The 24,947-nt window shown below is 59.8% G+C and carries 17 protein-coding genes and 1 pseudogene; 14 read left to right on the forward strand and 4 right to left on the reverse strand.

Annotated features, from left to right (window positions below; genetic code table 11):
* Positions 1-104 precede the first annotated feature (104 nt).
* The 5 genes and pseudogenes from DDF78_RS12420 to DDF78_RS05310 all read left to right on the forward strand — a co-directional run.
* A pseudogene (locus DDF78_RS12420) lies at positions 105-1,646 on the forward strand (activase); the annotation flags it as partial.
* 138 nt (positions 1,647-1,784) lie between these two features.
* Positions 1,785-2,957, forward strand: coding sequence for a low temperature requirement protein A (locus DDF78_RS05295; protein WP_202613221.1), 1,173 nt, complete (start codon positions 1,785-1,787; stop codon positions 2,955-2,957).
* A gap of 68 nt (positions 2,958-3,025) precedes the next feature.
* Positions 3,026-4,297 (forward strand): glutamate-cysteine ligase family protein, encoded by a 1,272-nt coding sequence (locus tag DDF78_RS05300; RefSeq protein WP_152580791.1) that lies wholly within the window; start codon positions 3,026-3,028, stop codon positions 4,295-4,297.
* Positions 4,298-4,699: 402 nt separating this feature from the next.
* Positions 4,700-6,553, forward strand: coding sequence for an ABC transporter ATP-binding protein (locus tag DDF78_RS05305; RefSeq protein ID WP_152580851.1), 1,854 nt, complete (start codon positions 4,700-4,702; stop codon positions 6,551-6,553).
* On the forward strand, positions 6,550-8,565 hold the full coding sequence (locus tag DDF78_RS05310) for an ABC transporter ATP-binding protein (RefSeq protein ID WP_152580790.1): 2,016 nt from the start codon (positions 6,550-6,552) through the stop codon (positions 8,563-8,565). Before DDF78_RS05305 ends, DDF78_RS05310 begins: the two co-directional genes overlap by 4 nt.
* A gap of 167 nt (positions 8,566-8,732) precedes the next feature.
* On the opposite strand, the gene DDF78_RS05315 is transcribed toward DDF78_RS05310, so the two are convergent.
* A complete protein-coding gene (locus DDF78_RS05315; protein WP_152580789.1) occupies positions 8,733-9,992 on the reverse strand; it encodes an ATP-binding protein in 1,260 nt (419 codons plus the stop codon).
* Positions 9,993-10,238: 246 nt separating this feature from the next.
* On the opposite strand from DDF78_RS05315, the gene DDF78_RS05320 reads away from it, so the two are divergent.
* From DDF78_RS05320 to DDF78_RS12425, 6 genes are all read left to right on the forward strand, one after another.
* Positions 10,239-11,195, forward strand: a complete 957-nt coding sequence (locus tag DDF78_RS05320; protein ID WP_152580788.1) for a nucleoside hydrolase — start codon at positions 10,239-10,241, stop codon at positions 11,193-11,195.
* Positions 11,196-11,271: 76 nt separating this feature from the next.
* Positions 11,272-12,687, forward strand: a complete 1,416-nt coding sequence (locus DDF78_RS05325; RefSeq protein WP_152580787.1) for an MFS transporter — start codon at positions 11,272-11,274, stop codon at positions 12,685-12,687.
* A 75-nt stretch (positions 12,688-12,762) separates the two neighbouring features.
* Complete coding sequence (locus tag DDF78_RS05330) at positions 12,763-13,737, forward strand: ribokinase (RefSeq protein WP_152580786.1); 975 nt, start codon at positions 12,763-12,765, stop codon at positions 13,735-13,737.
* A gap of 93 nt (positions 13,738-13,830) precedes the next feature.
* Positions 13,831-14,697, forward strand: coding sequence for an aldo/keto reductase (locus DDF78_RS05335; RefSeq protein WP_237564560.1), 867 nt, complete (start codon positions 13,831-13,833; stop codon positions 14,695-14,697).
* 402 nt (positions 14,698-15,099) lie between these two features.
* Positions 15,100-18,453 (forward strand): mupirocin-resistant isoleucine--tRNA ligase, encoded by a 3,354-nt coding sequence (ileS, locus tag DDF78_RS05340; protein WP_152580785.1) that lies wholly within the window; start codon positions 15,100-15,102, stop codon positions 18,451-18,453.
* Positions 18,454-18,967: 514 nt separating this feature from the next.
* Positions 18,968-20,941 carry a CRISPR-associated endonuclease Cas3'' gene (locus DDF78_RS12425; protein WP_415481522.1) on the forward strand — a complete coding sequence of 658 codons (1,974 nt, stop codon included), beginning with the start codon at positions 18,968-18,970 and terminating at the stop codon, positions 20,939-20,941.
* On the opposite strand, the gene DDF78_RS12430 is transcribed toward DDF78_RS12425, so the two are convergent.
* The 3 genes from DDF78_RS12430 to DDF78_RS05365 form a co-directional block, all read right to left on the reverse strand.
* Positions 20,891-21,319, reverse strand: coding sequence for a hypothetical protein (locus tag DDF78_RS12430; RefSeq protein ID WP_438502740.1), 429 nt, complete (start codon positions 21,317-21,319; stop codon positions 20,891-20,893). The two genes, DDF78_RS12425 and DDF78_RS12430, sit on opposite strands and share 51 nt — an antisense overlap.
* On the reverse strand, positions 21,256-21,873 hold the full coding sequence (locus tag DDF78_RS05360; RefSeq protein WP_152580782.1) for a hypothetical protein: 618 nt from the start codon (positions 21,871-21,873) through the stop codon (positions 21,256-21,258). Before DDF78_RS05360 ends, DDF78_RS12430 begins: the two co-directional genes overlap by 64 nt.
* A 226-nt stretch (positions 21,874-22,099) precedes the next feature.
* Positions 22,100-23,065, reverse strand: coding sequence for a hypothetical protein (locus tag DDF78_RS05365; protein WP_152580781.1), 966 nt, complete (start codon positions 23,063-23,065; stop codon positions 22,100-22,102).
* A 46-nt stretch (positions 23,066-23,111) separates the two neighbouring features.
* On the opposite strand from DDF78_RS05365, the gene DDF78_RS11720 reads away from it, so the two are divergent.
* The 3 genes from DDF78_RS11720 to DDF78_RS05375 all read left to right on the forward strand — a co-directional run bounded on the left by DDF78_RS11720 (position 23,112) and on the right by DDF78_RS05375 (position 24,658).
* Entirely contained in the window at positions 23,112-23,279 is a 168-nt protein-coding gene (locus DDF78_RS11720) for a hypothetical protein (protein WP_154677512.1), read from the forward strand.
* 170 nt (positions 23,280-23,449) lie between these two features.
* Complete coding sequence (locus DDF78_RS05370; RefSeq protein ID WP_152580780.1) at positions 23,450-23,659, forward strand: hypothetical protein; 210 nt, start codon at positions 23,450-23,452, stop codon at positions 23,657-23,659.
* Positions 23,660-23,776: 117 nt separating this feature from the next.
* Positions 23,777-24,658 (forward strand): hypothetical protein, encoded by an 882-nt coding sequence (locus tag DDF78_RS05375; protein WP_152580779.1) that lies wholly within the window; start codon positions 23,777-23,779, stop codon positions 24,656-24,658.
* Positions 24,659-24,947 lie beyond the last annotated feature (289 nt).

Here is a 24,947-nt window from a genome sequence, read left to right on the forward strand (position 1 = left end):
CACTGCTCGCCGTACAGAACCAGTATGGCCAAGCCTGCGATGTGGCGCAGTCTGCCACGGCGTCGGCACCGTCGCTCGCATCGGAGCCGAACGAGACGGCAGCATTCCGCAAGACCGGTTCGCAGGCACCTACGCCGGGCCGTCAGATCATGCTTGACGCGGTGATGGCCGCGAACCCCAAGCTCACCGAAGCCATGCGAGCCGCTGCACGCCGGGCGAATGAGACGGCTGCGCAGACCGACGATTCTGCTGCTGACCGTTCCACACCCGCAGCCGCAACCAAATCACCCAGGCACGGCGGCGTTTCAGGTCACAACAATGTTTCAGGTCACAACGCTGCCACGATGTCGCGCTACGCGAACAAGATCCCCTTCGGCAAGTCGATGAAGAAGGACTACACCATCGTGGGCCCGCAGATGAGTCCGGTCCATATGTCATTGCTGGAAGCTGCGATCCGCTCAGGCGGCTACCATTTCGACTTGCTCACAACCGCGAGCCATAAGGATGTCGAACTCGGACTCAAATACGTCAACAATGACGCCTGCTACCCGGCCATCATGGTGGTCGGCCAGCTCGTCGACGCCATCGTGCAGGGCAAATACGATCCCGACAAGGTCGCACTGGCCATCACGCAGACCGGCGGCATGTGCCGCGCGACGAACTATTTCGGCTTGATCCGCAAGGCGCTGGTCGATTCAGGCTATCCGCAGATACCCGTCATCGCGCTGAGCACGCAAGGCATCGAAGACAATCCAGGCTTTAACGTGACTCCCGTGCTCGTGCACCGGGCCATCAAGGCGCTGATCATCGGCGACCTGCTGATGAAGTGCCTGTACCGTGTGCGGCCATACGAGGCTGAGCCGGGCAGCGCGAACAAGCTCTACGAACTTTGGGACGCCATCGCGCGCGAAACCATCGAGCATCACGGGTTCTCGGACACTGCCAAACGCGAATTCGGCAAGCGCTATCTGCCCTATCAGACCCTGCTGAAACAGATCGTGACGAGTTTCGACGCGCTGCCATTGAACCGCAAGCCGCGCAAGCCCCGCGTCGGAGTCGTCGGCGAGATTCTGGTCAAATATCATCCCGATGCCAACAACCACCTGGTCGACGTGATCGAATCGCAGGACTGCGAGGCGGTCGTGCCGGGCATCATGGAGTTCATGACCACCAACCCGTATATCACCGATTGGAAGGAGCACCATCTCGGCATGGGCGGCAATCAGACGCTTTATGCGGTGATGCGCTGGGGTCTGGATCGGTACTTGAATCCCGTGCGCCGGGCGATTGATCTGGCCCATGGCAAATTCAGCCAAGACACGCCGATGCCCGAGCTGGTCGAGATGGCCGGCGAGGTGACCTCGATCGGCGTGCAGGCGGGGGAGGGCTGGCTGCTGACCGCTGAGATCCTCGAACTCATCAAATCCGGCTGCCCCAATGTCGTCTGCGCGCAACCCTTCGCCTGCCTGCCCAACCATGTGACCGGCCGCGGCATGTTCGGCAAGATCCGCCGCCTGCACCCCGAGGCCAACATCGTCTCCATCGACTACGACCCGGGCGCGTCGCAGGCCAACCAGCTCAACCGCATCAAGCTCATGATCGCAGCAGCGAAGAAGAACCATCAGAAGCTGACCTCAGCCGATTGATCGGTCTGATACAGGTAAACTGATGATCTGGTGTTTTTGATCCGCTTCGCCTTGGCCGCACAGCAACTCGCGAAGGCTGACGCCAGTCGCCTTCACTTGTTGTTCCGGCTATGCAGCGTCCCTGAGAGAAAGATTTCGATGACTATGCCAACTGCACCTTCACTGCGCCGCATGGTGCCACGGGACCCGTCCGAGCAGCACCGCGCGTCCAGCCCGCTTGAGCTGTTCTTCGATCTGGTGTTTGTCGTCGCGGTCTCCTTCTCCTCGCAGACCCTGCATCATATGGAGGCGGACGGGCAGCTCGGCGCTGGGGTCCTGGGCTATCTCATGGTCTTCTTCGCGATCTGGTGGGCGTGGATGAACTTCACGTGGTTCGCCACCGCATTCGACACCGACGACTGGCTCTACCGGCTCATGACCATCGTCCAAATGGCCGGTGCGCTGGTGCTCGCGTCCGGCACAGCGCCGGCGATGGAGCGCCACGATTTCACTATCGTCACCATCGGCTACGTCATCATGCGTTTGGCTCTTGTCGCGCAATGGCTGCGGGCCGCCATCAGCAATGCCGGGCTTCCTAGGCTGCGTGCCACGGCTCTGCGCTACGTCGGCGGCGTCACGGTGGTGCAGAGCCTGTGGGTCGCACGCTTGTTCCTGCCTGAGCAGGCTGGCTTCGCCGCCTTCTTCATACTTGTGGCGGGGGAGATCGCTGTGCCCATCTGGGCCGAGTCGCGCACACCCACGACGTGGAACGCGCACCATGTCGCGGAGCGCTACGGGCTGTTCACTTTGATTCTTCTCGGCGAATCAGTCCTCGCCTCGGCCAATTCGATGCTCGCCGCCATCGAGGAAGGCCATGATATTCCCAGCCTTATCGCCATCGCGGTGGCAGGGCTGATCATCGCCGCAGGCATGTGGTGGCTGTACTTCGCTCACGAGCATCACGAGCATTTTTCCGGCCTGCGCTCTTCGCTGTCCTTCGGTTACTTCCATTATGTGATCTTCGCCGCAGCGGGCGCGTTCTCGGCTGGCATCGAAGTCGCCATTGGCAGCGCGGCCGAGCACGGCGCCATCCCGTCTTTCGCAGCCGCCACGCTCACCATTCCCGTCGCGTTGTTCATGATCTGCGTGTGGGCCATAAGCCTGCGGCATGTGCTGCGCCCCGCAGCCTCCGGCGCAGTGCTCGTGGGCGTCGTCATCGTCCTGGCCGCTACGGCCTTGCCTGGCGTGGAATCGGTGCTGGTCTGTGCGGCTGGCATCGTCGTCGCCGTAATTGCCACTGAAATCCACCGTCACCATGAGGTCAACGCCTAGCTTCGTTATCGATTTTTCGTATAGCGTGACGCCCATGTCTCGCAGGTTGGGCGGATACGATGGCGCACATGAATACACCACGCATCAGCTACGCGCATCTTGTCACGACGGTCAACCCCAGGCATGTCGCGAGCCTGCTGCAATTCTTCGAGCACGGTGCCAAGCCGGAGCGCAAGGACGGCTACGGCGTCGAGATCGAACACCTGCCGGTGCGCAACGGCACCGACAACGCGGTGAACTATTACGAGCCCAACGGCATCGAGACGCTGCTGAACCGTCTGCGGCCGTACTACGACGCCGACGAGGAATGCTGGGAGAACGGCCGATTGGTGGGTCTGGGGCGCGCGGGCATCAGCATTTCGCTGGAACCGGGCGGGCAGGTCGAATGCTCGATCGGTGTGCTGCGCCGGCCCGAAGAGCTGCTCACCACATACGGGCTGTTCCGTAGGCAGATCGATCCCATTCTCGACGAGCTGGGCTTCCGGCTGGTCAATTACGGCTATCAGCCCAAAACCAGCTACGCTGACGTGCCGGTGAATCCGAAAAGCCGCTACGATGCGATGACTGAATACTTGGGCCGCGTTGGCAAGTTCGGCCCGTGCATGATGCGCTGCTCGGCCTCGACCCAGGTCAGCATCGACTATCAGAGCGAGTATGATGCCATCGAGAAGCTGCGCATCGGCACTGCCGTCGGCCCGATTCTGGCGTGGTTCTTCCGCAACACGCCGTATTTTGAAGGCCGGACGAATCCCTACCCACTGCTGCGCCAGCTGATGTGGGACGCGCTGGATCCGCAGCGCACCGGTCTCATCCCCGGGTTGTACGACCCGCGTTTCGGCTGGGAGGACTACGCGGTGGACGTGCTTTCCACGCCGCTCATGTTCGCCGACCTGACCCATACGCCGGAGGCACAGGGCCTGCCCGACGCGCAGAAGCACCGGGTCGCCTTCCGTGACAACGCTGGCGAGATATACCCCGACCGCGAGCTCAATGCGTACGAGATCAATCACGTGCTCTCCACGCATTTCAACGATGTGCGGCTCAAGAACTTCATCGAGCTGCGGCACTGGGATTCGCTGCCCATCGACCGAGCCGAGCGGCTCACGGAGATCGTCGGCTCGCTGTTCTACGACGACGCGAACCGCGAACGACTCGAATCGTACTTCGATGGCATCAATGAATTCGATGTCATCGCGGCCAAAACCGGTCTGCAGGCCCACGGCGCGCAAAGCACGCCATACGGCCAGCCCTTGGAATTCTGGCAGGAGTTCCTTGGCCTTGAAGGTTTGCTTGCAGACGAGCCCGGCGATCCGAAGCACCCCGACGTATTCCAGGCGTAGGATGGCGCGTCGGCGTCGGTGCCAGCGTATCCACAGTTGCAATCAGTCACGGTCAGTCATGACCACAGTCATCGAATACGGACCATCGAATACCGCTGGACATGGCCAGTGCGCTATCTTCCGATACCAAGTAGTATGCCCGAGCGACGGCCGGCGACGCTCAAGCCTGAGGAATAGCTGAAGGCAAATATCCATCCGTCAGAGGATGATGTTCACAGTTGAATATCGCTCTGGCTGCGGCCCAATTCTCGCCGTGATCCCGGCTGAACCGGATTGCTCACAGGCAGGTCATCCCCAGTTCCAGGCGTGTGACAGTCGATGCGCAGCGTCATCGATGAGAGGCAAGGAGACGGCTAGGTGGCACAGACAGTGACGGCGAAGCAAGCGCAGCAAACCCAGGAGTTGGAACGATCACAGCAGCAGTCGCAGCGGCCGCAGCATCTGATTCGCACCCTGCTTGGCAGCCTGCGCGAATACCGTAAGCACAGTTTGCTTGGCCCCTTGTTCGTGGTTGTCGAAGGCATCCTTGAGATTCTCATTCCGACGCTGATGGCGCTGCTCATCGACGAAGGCATCACTGCCGGCTCCATGCCCGCCATCTGGCGCTTCGGTCTGATTCTGGTGGCTTGCTCTGCGGTCTCGCTGTTTTCGGGGTATATGTCCGGCAGGTACGCGGCGATCGCCTCGGCGGGCTTCGCGAAGAACATCCGAGCGGATCTGTTCGCGAAAGTGCAGTCCTTCAGCTTCAGCAACATCGACCGCTTCTCGACCGGCTCGATTATCACCCGGCTCACCACCGACGTGACGAATCTGCAGAACGCCTATCAGATGGTGGTGCGGCTGGGCGTGCGCGCGCCGGTGATGATCATCATCGCATGGATCTTCACCTTCCGCATCAATGTCAGGATCTCAATGGTGTTCCTCGCCACCATACCGATTCTCGCGGTGGTGGCCATCGGCCTGGTGTTGGTGGTCCACCCGATCTTCGAGCGCGTGTTCCACACCTACGACCGGCTGAACAACGTGGTCGACGAGAACATCCAAGGCATTCGCGTGGTCAAGTCGTACAACCGCGAAGACCATGAGATGGGCAAATTCGGCAGGATCTCGCAGCTGATCTTCAAGGATTTCAGCCTTGCGGACAAGATTCTGAGCTTCAGCATGCCCGCCATGCAGCTGTGCATGTACGTGCTGATGATCATGATTTCCTGGATCGGCGCACAGCAGATCGTGGCCTCAGGCAACAATTCCGCGCTCGGCCTGACCACGGGCGATCTCACCGCGCTGGTGACCTACGCGATGCAGATCCTCATGTCGATTATGATGCTCACGATGGTGTTCGTCATGGTCATCATCTCCCAATCCTCCGCAGAGCGCATCAGCGAAGTCATCAACGAGGAGAGCACGGTGCGCGACCCCGCGTCTCCTGCCGGAAGCGTCGCCGACGGCTCGATCGACTTCGACCATGTGATGTTTCGCTATTCCAGCGTTTCCGAGAAACCGGTGCTGAACGACATCAGCCTCACGATCGCCTCCGGGCAAACGGTCGGCATCGTGGGCGGCACGGGTTCATCGAAATCGAGCCTCGTGCAGCTGATTCCACGGCTTTACGACGTGACGGGCGGTTCGCTCAAAGTCGGCGGGCGCGATGTACGCGAATATTCGCTGGAAGCGCTGCGCGACCAGGTGGCTATGGTCCTGCAGAAGAACGTGCTGTTCAGCGGGACCATCGCCCAGAATCTGCGCTGGGGCAACCCCAACGCCACCGACGAGGAGCTGGTTCACGCCTGCCAACTCGCGCAGGCGGATGGCTTCATCAACGAATTCCCGGACAAATACGATACCTACATCGAACAGGGCGGCTCAAATGTCTCCGGTGGGCAGCGGCAGCGGCTGTGCATCGCGAGGGCGCTGCTCAAGCATCCGAAGATTCTGATTCTCGACGATTCCACCAGCGCGGTGGACACCAAGACGGACCAGCTGATTCGCAATGCCATGCACAGCGAGATTCCTGACACCACGAAGATCATCATCGCCCAGCGCGTGGCCTCCGTGCAGGAGTCCGATCTGATCGTGGTGCTTGAGGCGGGCGAGATCCTTGCGATCGGAACGCATGACGAACTGCTCGAAAGCTGCGAGGAGTACCGTTCCATCTACGAATCACAGACCAAGAACCGTGCGGCCGAGCCTGCACAGGTGGCCACCGAGCAATTCACCGCTGGGCAATTCACTATTGAGGAAGTAGGTGCACGATGAGCGAATCCACCTCATCCACAGACCGCAAACCTGTCTCGCGCCGTGCGAACATGAAGACCGTCAAGCGCATTTTCGGCTACATCTTCCATTACCGCTGGCGCGTCATCGCCATCGTAGTGTGCATTCTTGTCGGTTCCGCGGCGCAGGCAGGGTCCGCCCTGTTCCTGCAGTCGCTGATCGACTCGTACATTCTTCCCCTGGTCGGCGAATCCAACCCGGACTGGGGACCGTTGATCCGTGCGCTGACCGTGATGGCGATGCTCTATGCCGTTGGCACGCTTGGCACCTGGCTGTGGAGCTGGCTGGTCGTCAAAGTGGAGCAGGGCACGCTCAAAACCATTCGCGATCAGATGTTCGCCCACCAGCAGCAGTTGCCGATTCGCTTCTTCGACACCCATGAGCACGGCGACGTCATGAGCCGCTACACCAACGACACCGACACCCTGCGCCAGGCGATCTCGCAGTCCTTCCCGCAGATGTTCTCATCCGCCGTCTCGGCCTTGGCGGCGTTGCTCGCCATGCTGTGGCTGTCCGTGCCGTTCACCGTGTTCACCATTGTGTTCACTGCGCTGCTGATTGTGGTGATCCGTGTGCTGGTCGGGCGAAGCGGGCTGTATTTCGTGCGCCAGCAGCGTTCATTGGGCGCGGTCAACGGCTTCGTCGAGGAGTCCGTGAACGGGCTGAAGGTCATCAAGGTCTTTAACCATGAGCGCTCCACCGCGCACACCTTCAACGCAAAGAACGAAGAGCTGTTCAACGCGTCGGCCGCCGCCAACACCTACGGCAACATCCTCATGCCGATCGTCGGCAATATGGGTTATCTGCTCTACGTGCTGCTGGCGATCGTCGGAGGCATCACCGCCATCGCAGGCTGGCCGAACCTGGGGCTCACCGGTCCGAGCGCGTTCACGCTGGGCACCATCATCTCGGTGCTCACGCTGTCGAGGGCGTTCATCAATCCGATCGGCCAGGTCTCCATGCAGTTCAACATGGTCATGATGGCGCTCGCCGGCGCTTCGCGCATTTTCGCGCTGATGGACGAGCCAGTCGAAGGCGACGACGGCACGGTGCGCCTCGTGCGCGTCGAACTCGGCGAGGATGGCCGCACGATGACCGAAGTCGACCACGAAAGCAAGCACTGGGCCTGGAAGCGCGCCGCGGACGATGATGGCACGCGCTCGCTGGCTGCTGCAGTCAAGCTGCAAGGCTCGGCTCGCGAAGTGGCGCTGAAAGCCAAGGAGGGCGCTATTACTTCGCCCGACGGCCAGTACACGCTGCTGCGCGGCGATGTGCGCTTCACCGATGTCACCTTCGGCTATGATCCGAGCAAGCCGGTGCTGCACGACATCACATGGTTCGCCGAGCCGGGCCAGAAGATCGCGCTGGTAGGTGCCACTGGTGCTGGAAAAACTACCGTGACCAACCTCATCAACCGGTTCTACGACATCCAGGAGGGGCAGATCCTCTACGACGGCATTGATGTGAAAAACATCCGCAAGCCCGATCTGCGCAGCTCGCTGGGCATCGTATTGCAGGACGTGAACCTCTTCACCGGCACGGTCATGGACAACATCCGCTACGGCCGGCTCGACGCCAGCGACGAGGAATGCATCGCCGCCGCGAAGCTGACCAACGCGGACGGCTTCATCCGCATGCTGCCCAAGGGCTACCAGACCGTGTTGGAAGGCGACGGATCGGGTCTGTCGCAAGGCCAGCGTCAGCTGATTTCCATCGCGCGAGCAGCCGCCGCAGACCCGCCCGCCATGATCCTGGACGAGGCCACATCCTCCATCGATACCCGCACCGAGGAAGTCGTGCAGGCCGGCATGGACGCGCTGATGAACGGCCGCACCGTGTTCGTCATCGCGCACCGGCTTTCCACCGTGCGCAACTCCGACGTGATCATGGTGCTCGATCACGGACGCATCATCGAGCGCGGTTCGCATGAGGAATTGATTGCGAAGAAGGGGGAATACTATCAACTGTATACGGGTGCGGTGGAGTTGGAATAGGGGGAGTAAAGGAGAAATAGGACTTGCTTTTGGCAAGCGTTTTCTTTTTCCTCGGGCCTTTGGCAGGCCCTCGGCGTCGCCTATGAGCTGACGGTGCCGTTGGCACCGTCCTTCGCGACCTTAGCGGTCGCTCACTTCGCCTACGGACAATCCACAGGATTGTCCGCTTAACGGCTCAGCACAGGGCTTCTCATTTGACGGCTCCGCGGCTCCGCAGCTCCGCGTAACCAATCTAGTGCGTTGATGACGTCGATGCCGTCAACCGTGCCGAGTCCAAGTGTGTCCAACGTCAGTATCATGCGGTTGCCGGACTGGTCGCGCAGCCGCGACAGCGGCTCGAATTCACGCTGTCGCGTCGCCGGATCCATGATGCTAGCGCTGACTTGGATGAACAGCCGCTCACGGGTGAGGTCGTCGCGCACGCGAGCGGCGACGAAATCGATTTCAAGATTATCGATTTTACCAACCTGCACCTCATAGCCGCGTATCTTCAATTCATTGAAGATGACGTTTTCCAGCAGGAATCCGAAGTCGCCGGATGGGTATCCAAGCAGCATGTTCTTGATGCCGAGATCGGTGGGGTAATACTTGTTCAGCCCTTGCAGATAGTCGCCGCCTTTTATGTTGATGCGTGGTGCGCGATAGAACAGAAACGCGTCCAGCAAGCCGGATATGTACCGTTCGATGGTCTCGTTGGCAGTGGGCCGTCGTGCGCTTTTGAGTCGATGCTCGATGTTGGTGATGGACGTCGGCGAGCCTGAGGTGTCAGCAAGATAGCATGCTACATCGTTGAACACCATAGGATTGCGGATCTGCAGATACTGAGAGATGTCGCGCACCAGAATAGTGTCATAGATGCCTGAGAGCACGGTGTGTGCCAACGGCTGGTCAGTGCCTTGATCGACGACCGGCGGCAACCCTCCATACCGGGTATACCGTTCGAATGCGATGGTTTGATTGCTCTCTTCTGTGTAATGCATGAATTCGTCGAATGACAGGGGAAATACATTGATTTCGATGTGACGACCTGACAGCAGCGTCGCCAGTTGGCTGGACAGCAGATGCGCGTTGGAGCCGGTCAGATAAATGTCAACGTTCTTGTCGACATGCAGCGCGTTGACGGCTCTCTCCCATTTCGGCACGATCTGGACTTCATCGAGCAGCAGATAGTGACGCTCGCCATTGTGGATGCGAGACGCGATGTGCTGATAGAGCCGTGTTGCGTCGAATCCGTTGTACTGGAACGATTCGAGGTTGATGTCGATGATATGGTCGTCCGGGATTTCGTGCGACGTGAGGTATTGGCGGAGAAGAGCGAGCAAGGATGATTTGCCGCATCGGCGCATGCCGGTGACGACTTTGATCAGCCCATTATCCTTCGCCGCGAGCAGCTTATTCAGGTATAGGGGTCTCGCCTTAAGTTCCATCGCTTTTCACCTTTTACTAGTATGATAGTAAAAGTATATCAAATTAACCAACTTTTACTAGTATAACCTGAAAAGTATGGTTTATTCGAAGACTTTTGCAACTATGCTAGTAAAAGTCTGTTTGCTTGAGTCTTCCCATGCCCTCCAGCCTTTTGCCTATGCGGGCATGGGCTGGTCTAGAATTTTGTGTGTGCCACGTTGTTAGGTAAATGTTGTTATCACGGTCACCAGTAGGAAGTAATCAGCATGAAGAAACTTATCCTCGATCTTGATACCGGAGTGGATGATGCGCTCGCGATATCCTATGCACTGGGCAGTCCGGAAGTCGAGCTGATCGGCATCACCGGCACGTACGGCAACGTCCAGGTCGAGCAGGGCGTGCGCAATTCGCTCGCCATCACCGACCTGTTGGGCCATCCGGAAGTCAAGGTCTACCAAGGCCTGCCGCGCGCCAGCACCAAGGATTCCTTTGCGGTGGGCAAGGTCTCCGCCTTCATTCACGGACAGAACGGCATCGGCGAGGTGACCATCCCCGATTCGAAGCGTGAGGTGGAAAGCGAGCCGGCCGTCGACTTCATCATCGACGCGGTCAAAACCTACGGCAAGGACCTCATCTACGTACCGACCGGCCCGATGACCAATATCGCGGCGGCATTGCGCAAGGCACCGGAAATTAAGGACCAGATCGGCGGCATCGTGCTCATGGGCGGCGCGCTGACCATATGCGGCAATGTGAACGCCTGGACCGAGGCCAATATCTCCCAGGATCCAGAGGCCGCGGATTATCTCTTCCGCTCCGGAACCCCGACGACCATGATTGGTCTCGACGTGACGCTGCAGACGCTGCTGACGTACAAGGAAACCCAACGTTGGCGTGACTTGGGCACCAAGGCCGGCGCGTTCCTCGCCGATATGACCGACTATTACATCAAGGCGTATGAAACCACCGATCCCCTTCGCGGCGGCTGCGGCCTGCACGACCCGCTGGCGGTCGGCGTGGCCGTGGACCCGACGCTGGTGACCACGCTGCCGATCAACATGAAGGTCGACGTGGAAGGCCCCACGCGCGGCCGTACCATCGGCGACAATGACCGGCTGAGCGACCCAGTCAAGACGGTGAACGTGGCAATTGGCGTCGATGTGGAGCGCTTCCTCAACGAGTTCATGACTCGGATTACCGCGCTTGCACAGCAGGCGGGCTAAGTAGCTGTCGCAATCACAAATCAGAGACCACAAGGCAGAACAATACGAATCGGCGAGACATAAAGGACTACTTATCATGACAGATACCGCGACAACGACCGGTGCACAGGCTGCGGACGATGTGGACGAGGCGACCAATAAGATGGCCATCGGCGCGCTCATCCCGCTGCTGATAACCTTCATTCTGGGCACCCTGTGCCTGCAAGGCTTCGATTTGGTGTTCCAGCAGGTGGGCGTCGCCGTGGGAGCGCCTGAGCACGCATCCCTGATAACCGCCCTGCCCAGCATCGTGTTGGGCATCGTATGCTTCATCTACGGCTCTCTGGGCGACTTCGTGTCGTTGCGCAAAATGGTGACTGTCGGGCTAGTGACGCTGCTGGTCGGCTCGCTGTTCGGATTCATCGCCAACTACTTCTTTCAGGCGAATCTGTGGACCGTGATAACCGCGCGCGTGTTGCAGACCGCCGGCGAGCAGGTGGCAGGCTCGGCCTATCTGGTCGTGGCCACCAAATACCTCAGGAACTCGCTCAAGGTGATCTTCTTCGGGCTGTTCACCGCCGGATACCAGCTGTCCGCAGCCATCGGCGTATTCGCGGCGGGCCTGCTCAGCTCGCTTAGCTGGCAGTTCCTGTTCCTCATCCCTTCGGTCACGATTCTCTTCCTGCCGCTGTTGCTGAAGAATCTGCCGGCGAAGAACGGCAATGGTAAAAAGGTCGATATCTTCGGATTCACGATTTTCGGCCTGGGGACGGCGTTCCTGACCCTCTTCTTCTCCTATATGAACTGGTGGCTGCTGCTGGTATCCGTCGTGCTGTTCGTCGGTTTCGGCCTGTATATCGATAGGGCGAAGAGCCCCTTCGTCACGCCGGCATTCTTCCGCAACGTGCGCTGGATCATGGCGATATCGCTGATCGCGCTGTTCTACTTCGTGAACTACTGCATTTCGCCGTTCTTCAACGCGATCGGCCACGATGTATACGGCATGAGCACCATTCAGGTATCTGACTACGTCGTGTGGGCCTTTGTTGTAGCCACGGCCGTCGGTACCTCCTCCGGCGTGATCGTCGGCAAGATTGGCCGCCAGCATGCCATTATCACGGCCGGCTGCCTGATGACGCTTGGCTTCGTCGGCTCTGCGCTGCTCGTCAAATCCGGATTCCTGGTGCTGACCCTGATGGCGTGCGTGTTCTACGCCGGCGTCGGACTGATGTACTCGCCGCTGATTTCCACGGTGCTCGGCACCCTGCCGAAGTCCGAATCCGGCCGCGGCGTAGGTATGAACGATCTGATTATGAACGTCACCGGTTCCATCGGCATCGCGATTTTCGGCGGTCTGATGGGAGCCAAGGCGATGTCGGGCAGCAGCCTCGTCGGCGCGACCGGCGCGGCGGCCAGCTACTCGAACCTGCTGCTTGTGGGCGGCGGCGTGCTCGCGCTTGGCGTTGTGGCCTACCTGGTCTTCCGCAAGAAAATCTACAGCGACGCGGCGTGATGCTCGCATAGGCATAGGCATAGGCATAGGCGCTGCGCTGCACGCTGTATGCGCACATATGAAAGGATAGTCAACATGACCGATTCCATCCTTGCGGCGCTGAGCCGCATCCATGGCACCGTATCCGTCGTCGGTTCGATGAACGCGGATTACACGGTCACCACCGAGCGTTTGCCCGGACCGGGGGAGACTGTGAACGGCGGACCGTTGCAGATTCTTCCCGGCGGCAAATCCGGCAATCAGGCCGCCGCTGCGGCGCGTATCGGCGCTGAGGTGCAACTGTTCGGCGCGGTCGGCGACGATGCCAATGCCGACTTCCTGCTCGGCAAGCTTGGTGACGCCGGTGTCGATACGGCGAATGTGCTGCGTGTCGAAGGCCCCAGCGGCACTACGGTGATCACCGTGGACGCTCACGGCGAGAACACCATCGTGTACTCGCCCGGGTCGAATGCGCAGGTCAGCGTGGAGTACATCGAATCGATGTGCGAACGGCTGATTGCTTCTGGCGTGCTGGGCCTGTGCTTGGAAAGCCCCATTGAGACGGTGACTGCCGCCGCCAGAATCTGCCACGAGGCCGGCGTGAAGGTACTGGTCAACAACTCGCCATTCATGGCTGTTTTGCCGCAGGAGTTGATTGCGCTCTGCGACATTCTGCTCGTCAATGAACACGAAATGGCGCAGATGCTGGGCATCGCCGAACCGGACCACGACGATTGGAGCGCTTTCGATTGGCATGCGGCGCTGGAACAGCTGCGGGAGCTCGGATTCGAGCAGACGATTGTGACGCTTGGTGGTGACGGCTCGGTGGTCTTGGATGCGACCGCTGATGATGTGATTCCTATTGCGCCAGTTGCCGTCACTCCCGTGGACACCACCGGCTGCGGTGACGCCTTCATGGGCACCGTGCTCGCGGGTCTCGCCTCCGGCTTTGCGCTGTGCGAGGCGGCTCAGCTCGCCTCCTTCGTCTCCGCCTACGCGGCGACTGGACTTGGCGCGCAGGCCTCGTACGGCACCACCGCTCAGATCAAAGAGCGTTTCGCCAGGCGGTAGCTTTTTTCGACTCCTTCGCATGGCACGGAGTCTAAAAGATTATTGCCGTGCCCTGGGAACCTGTGTAGGCATCTACAGCAGAAGGAAGGCGATATGGACAAAATGAACGAGTTCCAAGTCGAATTGCCTGATGGCAGCATGATGCCTCGGCTCGGTATGGGCACGTGGTATCTGGGGGAGGGGCGACGGCCGCAGACTGAAGAGATTGAGGCGCTTCGCACGGGTCTGGATGCCGGAATGCGACTCATTGACACTGCGGAGATGTACGGCGAGGGCGAGGCTGAGCGACTGGTCGGCAAGACCATCGCAGGATACCGGCGCGAAGATCTCTATTTGGTCTCCAAGGTGTATCCGCATAATGCGGGGCGCAGCCATCTGCGTGAGAGTCTGGAGGCGAGTCTGGACAGGCTCGGCACGGATTACCTTGATATGTATCTGCTGCACTGGCGCGGTTCCGTGCCGCTGGCCGAAACTGTGGCCTGCATGCAGGACGCCGTGGATGCAGGACTGATTCGTCGTTGGGGCGTTTCGAATTTCAACCTGGCTGATATGCGTGAGCTGCTGTCGCTCGATGGCGGCGCGAACTGTTGCGCGAATCAAGTGCTCTACCATCTGGGTTCGCGTGGCATCGAGGTGGATCTGATGCCGTGGCTTGCCGAACGACATATCCCGATTATGGCGTACTGCCCGCTCGCTCAGGCCGGGGGACTGCAGCGCGGTCTTATCGACAGCGCGGCCGTACGCAACGTTGCGCAGTCGCACGGTTTCACGCCGATGCAGGTGCTGCTGGCGTTTGTGCTGCACCAACCGAACGCTATTGCGATTCCGCGCAGCGGCAGCCGGGAGCACACCTTGGAAAACGCGGCTGTGCTGCAAAACCCGTTCACTGACGAGGAGTTCGAGGAACTCAGCCGCGCATTCCCCGCGCCGAACCATCCGGTTCCGCTTGATATGGAATAGCGTGATCATGTGTGATTGCAGCGGCTGGCGAACAGGAGCGGCGGGCTGCTCTCAGATCAGTGCTATTATGTCGACATGTATGGCGTTGATCCGTTATCAGCGGGGAGTCTTCGGAAGAACGATTGCGGTCGTTCGGTCTGCCTTGATTGCGACTCATCGGGCTGGCTGTACGACAGCGATTCAGTAGAACCGACGGGTTCGGCCCGACATAGCCGGATCGAGCGGCCGCGCACGGGCCTCGCGAATATAGCGAGACGGACATGCGGCAAGCGAGGTGGTACCGCGGTGGCGGCTGCCGACAGGTTGGATGTGCACGTTGAACAACGTGCGTTTCAGCGGTTTCGGCATCCTCTGTCGTCCTCGGGTTGTGTATGACGGACCTGCCAAACGAGGAGAACTGCGGTGAGTGAAACCACCAATTCCAATGCCGAATCCCAGCATGTGTATCCCAAGGCCGCTGTGGGCGAGCAGAGCGCGCATGTCGCGCCGAACCCAAGCTTCCCGGATCTCGAAGTGTCGGTGCTCGACTACTGGGACAAGGACGATACCTTCAACAAGTCCGTCGAACGCAACCCTTCCGGCGACCATAGCCAGAACGAGTTCGTCTTCTTCGACGGCCCGCCTTTCGCCAACGGCCTGCCGCATTACGGCCACCTGCTCACCGGGTATGCCAAGGATGTGATTCCGCGCTACCAGACCATGAAGGGCCGTCGCGTCAACCGCGTCTTCGGCTGGGACACGCACGGCCTGCCTGCGGAGCTTGAGGCGCAGAAGGAACTGGGCATCGAATCGGTCGACCAGATCGAGCGGATGGGCATCGAGAAGTTCAATGACGCCTGCCGCGCGTCGGTGCTCAAGTACACCGGCGAATGGCAGGATTATGTGCATCGTCAGGCGCGCTGGGTCGATTTCGAGCACGGCTACAAGACACTCGACATCCCGTACATGGAATCGGTGATGTGGGCTTTCAAGCAGCTCTACGAGAAGGGCTTGGCGTATCAGGGTTATCGCGTGCTGCCCTACTGCCCCAAGGATCAGACGCCGCTGTCCGCGCACGAGCTGCGCATGGACGCCGACGTGTATCAGGATCGCCAGGACACCACCGTTTCGGTCGCCGTCAAGCTGCGCGACGAAGAGGACGCCTACGCGGTCTTCTGGACGACCACGCCGTGGACCGTGCCGACCAACTTCGCCATCGTTGTGGGCGCTGACATCGATTATGTCGAGGTCAAGCCCGCGACCGGCAAGTTCGCGGGCAAGAAGTTCTATCTCGGCAAGCCGCTGCTCGCCTCCTACGCCAAGGAACTGGGGGAGGACTACGAAGTCGTGCGCGAGCTCAAGGGGTCCGACATGGTCGGCTGGCGCTACTGGCCGGTTTTCCCGTATTTCGCGGGCGACAAGGCTACGTCCGAGGGCGGCACTCCCGGCCCGAACGCCTATCAGATCCTGCTGGCGGATTACGTCGATACCGTCGAGGGCACCGGCCTGGTGCATCAGGCGCCTTACGGCGAGGACGATATGAACACGCTGACCAAGTACGGCATCGTGTCGACCGACGTGCTCGATGGAGGCTGCAAATTCACCAGCGCCTGCCCGGATTACGAGGGGCTGTACGTGTTCGACGCCAACCTGCCGATCCTGCGTAATCTGCGCGCCGGCGACGGCCCGCTCGCGCAGATCCCGGCCGAGCATCGCGCATTGCTCTTCCAGGAGAAGAGCTACGTGCACTCCTACCCGCACTGCTGGCGTTGCGGCACGCCGCTGATCTACAAGCCGGTCTCCTCATGGTTCGTTTCGGTCACCAAGTTCAAGGACCGGCTGCTGGCGCACAATCAGGAGATCAACTGGATCCCTGAGAACGTCAAGGAAGGCCAGTTCGGCAAATGGCTGGCGAACGCGCGCGACTGGTCGATCAGCCGCAATCGCTTCTGGGGTTCGCCCATTCCGGTGTGGGTCTCCGATGATCCGAAGTACCCGCGCGTCGACGTGTACGGTTCTTTGGACGAGCTCAAGCGCGATTTCGGCGATTACCCGCGTGGCCGCGACGGCGAGATCAACATGCACCGGCCCTTCATCGACGAGCTGGCGCGCGTCAACCCCGATGATCCTACGGGCAAGTCGCATATGCACCGCATCAGCGATGTGCTGGATTGCTGGTTCGAGTCCGGCTCGATGTCCTTCGCGCAGTTCCATTATCCCTTCGAGAACAAGGAATACTTCGAGCAGCACTTCCCGGCCGATTACATCGTGGAATACATCGGCCAGACGCGCGGCTGGTTCTACCTGCTGCATGTGATGGCGACGGGCCTGTTCGATAGCTCGGCGTTCGAGAACGTGATCTGCCACGGCATCGTGCTCGGCAGCGACGGCCAGAAGATGAGCAAGCATCTGCACAACTACCCGGACGTGAACGGCGTGTTCAACGACTATGGCTCCGACGCGATGCGCTGGTTCCTCATGAGCTCGCCGATCCTGCGCGGCGGCAACCTCATCGTCACCGCCGATGGCATCCGCAACACGGTGCGCCAGGCCATGCTGCCGATCTGGAGCTCGTACTACTTCTTCACCCTGTACGCGAACGCCGCCAATCATGGGGCGGGCTTCGATGCACGGCTGCTGCGCTCTGACGAAGTGGCCGGGCTGCCGGCGATGGACCGCTATCTGCTCGCCCGCACGCGCATGCTGGTCGAGCGTGCGCAGCAGGCGCTGGACGATTTCGCCATCTCCGATGCCTATGCTGCGGCGTCCGATTTCATTGATGTGCTGACGAACTGGTACATCCGCAACACGCGCGACCGCTTCTGGAACGAAGATGCGGACGCGTTCAACACGCTTTACACCGTGCTGGAAACCTTCATGCGCGTGCTTGCGCCGCTCGCCCCGATGGAAGCCGAAGCCGTGTGGCGCGGGCTGACCGGCGGCGAGTCGGTGCATCTGGCGGACTGGCCGTTCATCAATGACGCGCAGTCCGGCGAGGACACTGAGCTGGGGCAGGTTCTGGTTGCCGACCCGCAGCTGGTCGCCGCGATGGAGAAGGTCCGCGAGATCGTCTCCGCCACGCTTTCCGTGCGCAAGGCGGAGCGGATTCGCGTGCGCCAGCCGCTGGGGCGGCTTACGGTTCTGGTCGACGACCCGAACGGCGCCGCTGGCTACGCGGATGTGCTCAAGTCCGAGCTCAACGTCAAGGATATCGAGTTCTCCACCATTGAGGATGCGCCCAAGCACGGCCTCAAGGTCATCAACGATCTGAAGGTCAACGCCCGCGCGGCCGGCCCAAGGCTCGGCAAGCAGGTGCAGTTCGCCATCAAGGCCTCCAAGTCCGGCGCATGGCATGTGGACTCGGCTACGGGCGCGCCAGTCGTGCAGACCCCGTCCGGTGATTTGGCGCTGGTCGAGGGGGAGTACGAACTCATCAACCAGGTCGAGGAAAGCGATGCCGCGGCTGGCGCCGCAGCCGGCGCCGTATCATCCGTGTTGCCGACCGGCGGCTTCGTGATCCTCGACACCGCGCTGAACGCCGACCTGCTCGCCGAAGGCTACGCCCGCGACGCCATCCGCACCGTCCAGGACGCCCGCAAGGACGCCGGCCTGGATATCGCCGACCGCATTGCTCTGCGCCTGACTGTGCCAGCTGCCGACGCCCCTAAGGTCGAACAGTTCCGCAAGTTGATCGCCGCCGAGACGCTGGCCACGAGTTTGGATATGGTAGCGGATGATGGGGTGGAGGAGCTGGGTGTGGCGGTAGAGAAGGCGTGAGACCTTAACAGTCTGCGCATCTTAGCATGATGTAATTGGTAAGGATTGTGGAGTGTATTTGTGGTGACGCTCTACAATCCATAGGTTACTAACTAATGCTGTAGCAGGTCCTCAGCAGTAAACTCAAATACAATCGAGAACTTCGTTATATCGAAACGAAAAGATCCGTAAACCTCAAGGTCCACACATGTTCTACAACAACATTTATTATGACAGCCAAGGGAGGATCCAACAGGCGTGCGATTGCGATAACACGACTCCGATAGCTGATTATCAAGTACTTCAACAAGGGCGAAACGTCAATTAGTTACAGGCGAAATCCAGTTTTCCTATGAAAATTTCTGATGTGGATTGCCTGCCTTACACGTACCAATGCGAATAGAACGCTGAACTTGCTCGCTGACCGGGACGTGTTGGTCGAGACTACCGGCGGGCGCAGGAACCGGGTATGGGAGCATAAGGGAATTCTGTCCGTGTTAGCTGATTACGCGTAAAAGAACCGTAGGCAATGAACATGATGCAGGCGTATCCTATTGGGGAGCCCACGGGGCTGTCCAAGCAAGCCCTGTCGATTTGGGCCAAGACGGCGGGCTATAGGCGTGAAGATGCCGACGATGACAGTTATCTGCTGCTCTGGCAGCATATGGAGGACACCGGTGCGGTGTCATCCTGGGTATGGAATGAGTTCCTTCCTGAGGATGTCAAGTCGTTGCTGGCGGAAGATATCGGCGACGAGGTTGCTGCTGAATACCTGTACTGTTTCATAGCCATGGTTCATGATGTCGGCAAGGTGTCACCGGCTTTTGCTGTGCAGGACGACGATGGTGCCGACCGCATCCGGCAGACGGGGCTACGGCTCAGCAGAGATGTCGCCCATGACCCGAAGCGCTCAGGTTATCGGCATGAACTCGTTGGATTCACGACAATTCTCGCTTGGTTCAAGACCCAAGATTTTCCCGCGGATCGCGGATCCTTTGCCTATGGGCTGGCAAGCGTCGTCATGGGGCATCATGGATCCTCGGCTAACGACAAAACGCAAACCTTGCTTGAATCCGCTTTTGCGGACATGTTTCTCGGTGACAAGCACTGGTCTGATATTCGTATGGAATTGCTGGACTGGGGCGCTGAGACCACCGGATTCTCGCAATGCGTGGACACGCTGCAATCCAGGCCGCTTCGCCGCAGGACGCAGATTCTGCTGACGGCATTGGTGATCATCGCTGATTGGATCGCAAGCGACAAGTACCTGTTTCCTCTCAACGACGATTCAGGGATTGCTATAGCGCGGTTCGACGCCGCAGCTCGCGCTCGCAAAGCGTGGCGACGCCTTGATCTGCCCCGCCCGTGGAAAGTCAATGATGCCGGGCAAACGCCCGATGAACTTTTCGCCCGGCAGTTCGCCATACCCGGCGCACAGCTCAGACCGGTGCAGCGTGCTGCGGTCGATGCCGCACAGCGCATGGAAAAGCCCGGTCTGCTGATTGTCGAAGCCAATATGGGCGAAGGCAAAACCGAAGCAGCATTGCTGGCCGCTGAAATATTGGCTGGGAAGTTCCATTGCGGCGGCATATATTACGCATTGCCCAGTCAGGCGACCGCCAACGCGATGTTCACGCGCATTCTCGACTGGATTGGTCATTTGCCGGCCGATGAGCGCAATCCGCTGGCTTCGCTGTTCCTTGCGCATGGCAAACGTGAACTCAACGAAGAGTATGAACAGCTACGAAATCAATGGTTCGCTAACGACCAGATGCCTGACTTGCGCTTCGAGGGTGAGATATGCAATGCAGACCACGATGACCCGTACAACAGGCATATGACCGAAGCGGTTGTAGCCTCGTGGCTCACCGGGCGCAAACGCGGCAACCTCTCCGATTTCGTAGTGGGTACAGTCGATCAGGTGCTCATGGCAGGGCTCAAAAGCCGCCATGTCGTGCTGCGCCATCTGGCGCTTGCCGGCAAAGTCGTGATTTTGGATGAGATCCACTCCAATACAGCCTATATGAATGTGTATATGGAGACCGTGCTTTCATGGTTAGGTACATATCATGTTGCGGTCATCATGCTCAGCGCGACCCTGCCGCAGGAGCGCCGCCGTGCATTTCTTGCGGCGTATCAGAGGGGATTCGCTGCTCCGGCTCAGGTTGAATCGTTCAAGCAGCGTGCTCCGATAGAATCGACTGGCATTTCCATCTTTGCTGCGCATGCGCGATCGTACGGTGCTCGAAAAGGCGGTTCCGCAGTGCAGAGGCCACGAAGCGATGGCAGCTCCCAGCACGATACCGTCAGTCAGCAAAGCGCTGACACTTCTGCGAGCCAAGCTTTGGATATGCGGTATCCTCTGATCTCAGTAGTCAGCGGGGATGATCCGGCAAGCTCGCCAGAATACTCATGGACGATCGCGTTTTCCCCGCAGGCGCGGGGGGATCCGGGCCGTCTATACATAAAGGAGTATACGGTATGGTTTTCCCCGCAGGCGCGGGGGTGATCCAGGACGCCGCCTGTCCTCCTGCGGCCGCCACGCCGTTTTCCCCGCAGGCGCGGGGGTGATCCGCACAGTCTCGAGCGAAGAAGAGACGCCGGAAAGTTTTCCCCGCAGGCGCGGGGGTGATCCGCCGACCAGCACTCCCAGCCCCTCGGCGGAGAGCGGGTTGCCAATCTTCCACACGTTCTCGCATATGTACTTGAGCACGTACAGCGACATGGGAGGAAGAAGCAGGGAGGCGATGGACATGGTCATGACGGTGCCGCTGGTGTTGCCGTTCTGATCCACGATGTTCAGGGCCGCCATGAAGGCGTTGGTCATGGTGGTGATGAGGGTCGCGACGATGGAGATGACGGTGATGCCCGCGCATGAGGCGACCATCTGCTTGACCACGTTTTGACGGCCTTGCCGCCCTTGTCCGGCATGACCGCGTAGATCAGGAAACCGAAGTAGAGCCCGATGCCCGCGAGCAGGTAGGACATGACCGCCGCGAGCATGCGCAGCAGTCCCAGTCCAAGGTCCCAGATGACGAAGTTCACCAGGCCCGAGAGCGCGAAGACGACGGCGCCGCCGATGTCGGTAAGGCCCGAGACGCCGTGCTGCGCATTGATGGTGTTGATGGCCGCGTTGTTCTGCAGCGAGTTGCCGTTGTTCGAGTCGGAGCTTGCCGCGGCGGTCTGCCAATCAATATCTTCGGTTTTCCAGCCGGCTCCCGAGTCACTCTTGATGTCGAACTTGTTGACGATGGCGCGCAGCGAGTCGCCGCCCGCATCGCTGCTGCCGCTGGGGCTATCCCAGCTCCACTTCTGGCCCCTGATCTTCGAGTGGGCATTGGGCCCGGGCTGGAGGATGTCGTAGTTCCAATTTTGCCCGGAGACCCGCCCGTTGACGGCTGCAGAGCACTGGTCGGAGAGGGGGAGCGATACCTCCTCCACGTCGGGCAGACCGGAGTCGGCGCTGAGGTCGACGCCCGTGGAGTCGGTGACGGTCTTCGACAGTCCGCGATGCCCGCCTGTGAAGCTGGATGAAGCCGAAGCCCGGGCGCGCGTAGAACGTCTTCTTGTCGGACTTGAGCCCGCACACGTCGAACATGGTCACGGCGCGGTCGAGCATCTGGTTCGAGGTCGGGTTCTTCTCGCTGGATACGAGCATGTTGGGCCATCACGCGGCGGCGCGTCCGTTGATGACGGCGCCGCTTCCCGCCGCGGCCTGGGCTATCATCCCCTGGTCGAAGCCGGAGACGCCGCCGCGGGCCTCGAGCGCGCGGCAGAACACCTGCATGCCGTTGTCTCCCGGGCCGTACTGGGCGCGCGCCCAGACGCGCAGGCCGGTCTCCTCCCACATGCGGTTGAGGGCGATCAGCGTGGGATCGTTGCCCGTCTTGTCCTCGTTCGACTTCGAGTTGTCCTCGAGCTGCGCGGTGTACCGGCGACAGGACAGATAGTCGATGCTCCCCGCCTTCGAGGAGAGGAAGTTCGTGGTGTCGTGCGTCAGGCTCGTGTCGAGCATGCCCGAGAGCTGGCCTAGCGGCATGTTGATCACGTTGTTGACCTGCCCCACCGTCCATGCGGGCGTCATCGGCGTGTTCACGGTGGCTCCGGGGCTGGCGCTGGCCGCGCCCATGCCAAGGAACAGGCCAAGACCCAGCCCCATGGCTCCTACCTTCTTCATCAGCACGCGGGTGCCCTGCCCACGGAAGACTGCCCACATGCCGCCCAGCGCCGCGAGCATGATGATGATGAACGGGATCATGAAATCCGCGACGGTGAGGGCCGTGTACATCCTGCCCGCAAACGTGTTGACCATGGGCCCGAAGGAGCTGTCCAGCCCCCTCGCCCCGGCCTTGGACATGCCCACCATCCACGCCGCCGCGCCCCACAGCTCGTTGCCCAGCGACAGGAAGATGCCCTCGACGTTAAGGGGGATGCTGGTGAACAGGCTGGTGATCTGCTCGATCAGCCCGTCCGAGCGGTTGGACAGCCCGCCCGCCAGATCGGCCCAGCGCAGCACCGGCAGGTTCGGTCCCATCTTCTGCAATCCGCCCATGGCGACAATCAGCGACATCGTAAAGCTCCTCCGCGTCCAAATGGCAATCTGCGATGGCGCTATGCGCCTAGACCGACGCATAAGACGATGAAATGTCATTTTCAGCATCGGAAGAGAAGAGGAAATCATGAAGAAGAGGATGCTTGGCCTGGTCGCAGCCGCATTGGGGGCGATGACGCTGCTCTCGGGGTGCGGGGGCACGGGAGCGTCTGTACCCGCCGCCGAGCCGAAGCCGCAGCTTAATGGAACGTATGTCTTCAAGGACACCCCCCCCAGCAGGGCAAGCTCACGTTGAAGGATGGCGTAGATAAGTTCGTGGAGGGTGACTACACCGCTAGTGGGACGTACGCACTGTCGGACAAACCAGGCGCAGACGGACTCTATATAATAAGCACGCTTTATAGCGACTCCAATGGCCTATGCATGACCTCGAAGCCTGAGCTTTGCCACAAGGGTGCCGAGAAGATGGGGGTTTACATTAACCAGTTCTCCATAAAAGCCTCTGACGGCGGAAAGCAACTGACGCTCACTCCCGAGTTCGATCAGGTCAGGGCGAAGAGCTTTCTGGCTCCCAATCAGGGATTCATGGCAGTGCCCTTCGGAAGCCAATGCGAATACGACATGACGAAGGGCGCTCTGAAGGACCCGGACTGCGCCACGCTGATCAGGCAGTAGTTCACAGAGGTCTTCTATCGGGCAGGGGGCATCGCATATTCGCGAGGCCCCCCTCTTGTTGCATCTCGGTCTACCGTTCGGCGCGTCGCGCGATGGTGCGTGGATGCCATGGGGCGCATGGAAGAGGAAAAACAGGAGGAGTGGGTTCTCCTCGCGCGACGATGCGAGAAAATGAAACCGACGGAGCCTTGGGACAGACCGGAAAGCGGCGACATCCAACGGCATTCGGAAGTACCCAAGTACTGGCTGAGAGGAGGTCCGGGTTCCGGTTTCTGCGTGACTCTGGAATCGAAGTGCGCCTGCATTATAGCCCGTGATGGACATGCCTGCGATGAATTCATGCGCGAATTTGATTCCGAATACATCTATACGACCGCTCTCTCGGAGCTCGTTCATGTTACATTCATTATCGACAATGCAGTGCATGCAGGCTCCGAAGAGGAGGTGCTTCGCGGTGCTGCCGTCAGTGAGACGGATGACGGATTCATGGTTTCGCTTGGCTATCCGGTGGAAAACGCCATTAGGGATATCCTTTACGAGATGGCGAAGGCGCTGCTCGTAAGACCCCTTGCGGATTCCATTCGGTTCTTGGATGCGAAATACGCAAGCGTCGGATGGAATCCAAAAAGAAAGGAAGAGGCCCTGAGCGAGCTTGAAAGACTAGAGCTTGAGCGAACGAGTATTCTTCAGGGCGATGTCTTTCATGATAGGGTCATGAAAAGGTACGAAGACGAGAAGCATCTCGATGATCAGATGCAAGGTCTTCGAAGAATCGTCGAGGCGAGAGATGTCGGCCTAAGGCGCATGAGGCTTGCCACAACGAGCATGCTGGAGGCTGGCGTGTTCCTGCTCTCCTCCTCCGAGATGCTTCAGTTGGTGTGGGATGTCTGGCTGGATGGCTGGCATGTGCGCTATTCTTTCAATCGGGTGCTTCTTTTTCTCCTGATTGTCGCAATCGGCTGCACTGGCGTCTATCTGGCATGGCACAAGCGAGATTAGCGAAAAAACCCATCGAGGGTAAGACCGGCAGTGAGCCACGTGAATATCATAAGAAGCGCGGCTACGATTGCCCCTATGCTTACGATCAGGAGAATTCTTGATAATTTTGGCTTTTCGGAGCCCGGGCATATCGCCAGCTTGGCAAACGTGGCTGCGAATATGACAAAGATGAAGAATCCTATGATTGCCGACACCGCATCGAGATGGGAGACGTAGAAATTGAAGAAACGAATCATGTTCCCCTATCTGCGTCCTCTTCTGCTGCAATAGCTCTGAACCCCCATAATTC

The organism is Bifidobacterium tibiigranuli, assembly GCF_009371885.1.
GTDB classification, from domain to species: domain Bacteria; phylum Actinomycetota; class Actinomycetes; order Actinomycetales; family Bifidobacteriaceae; genus Bifidobacterium; species Bifidobacterium tibiigranuli.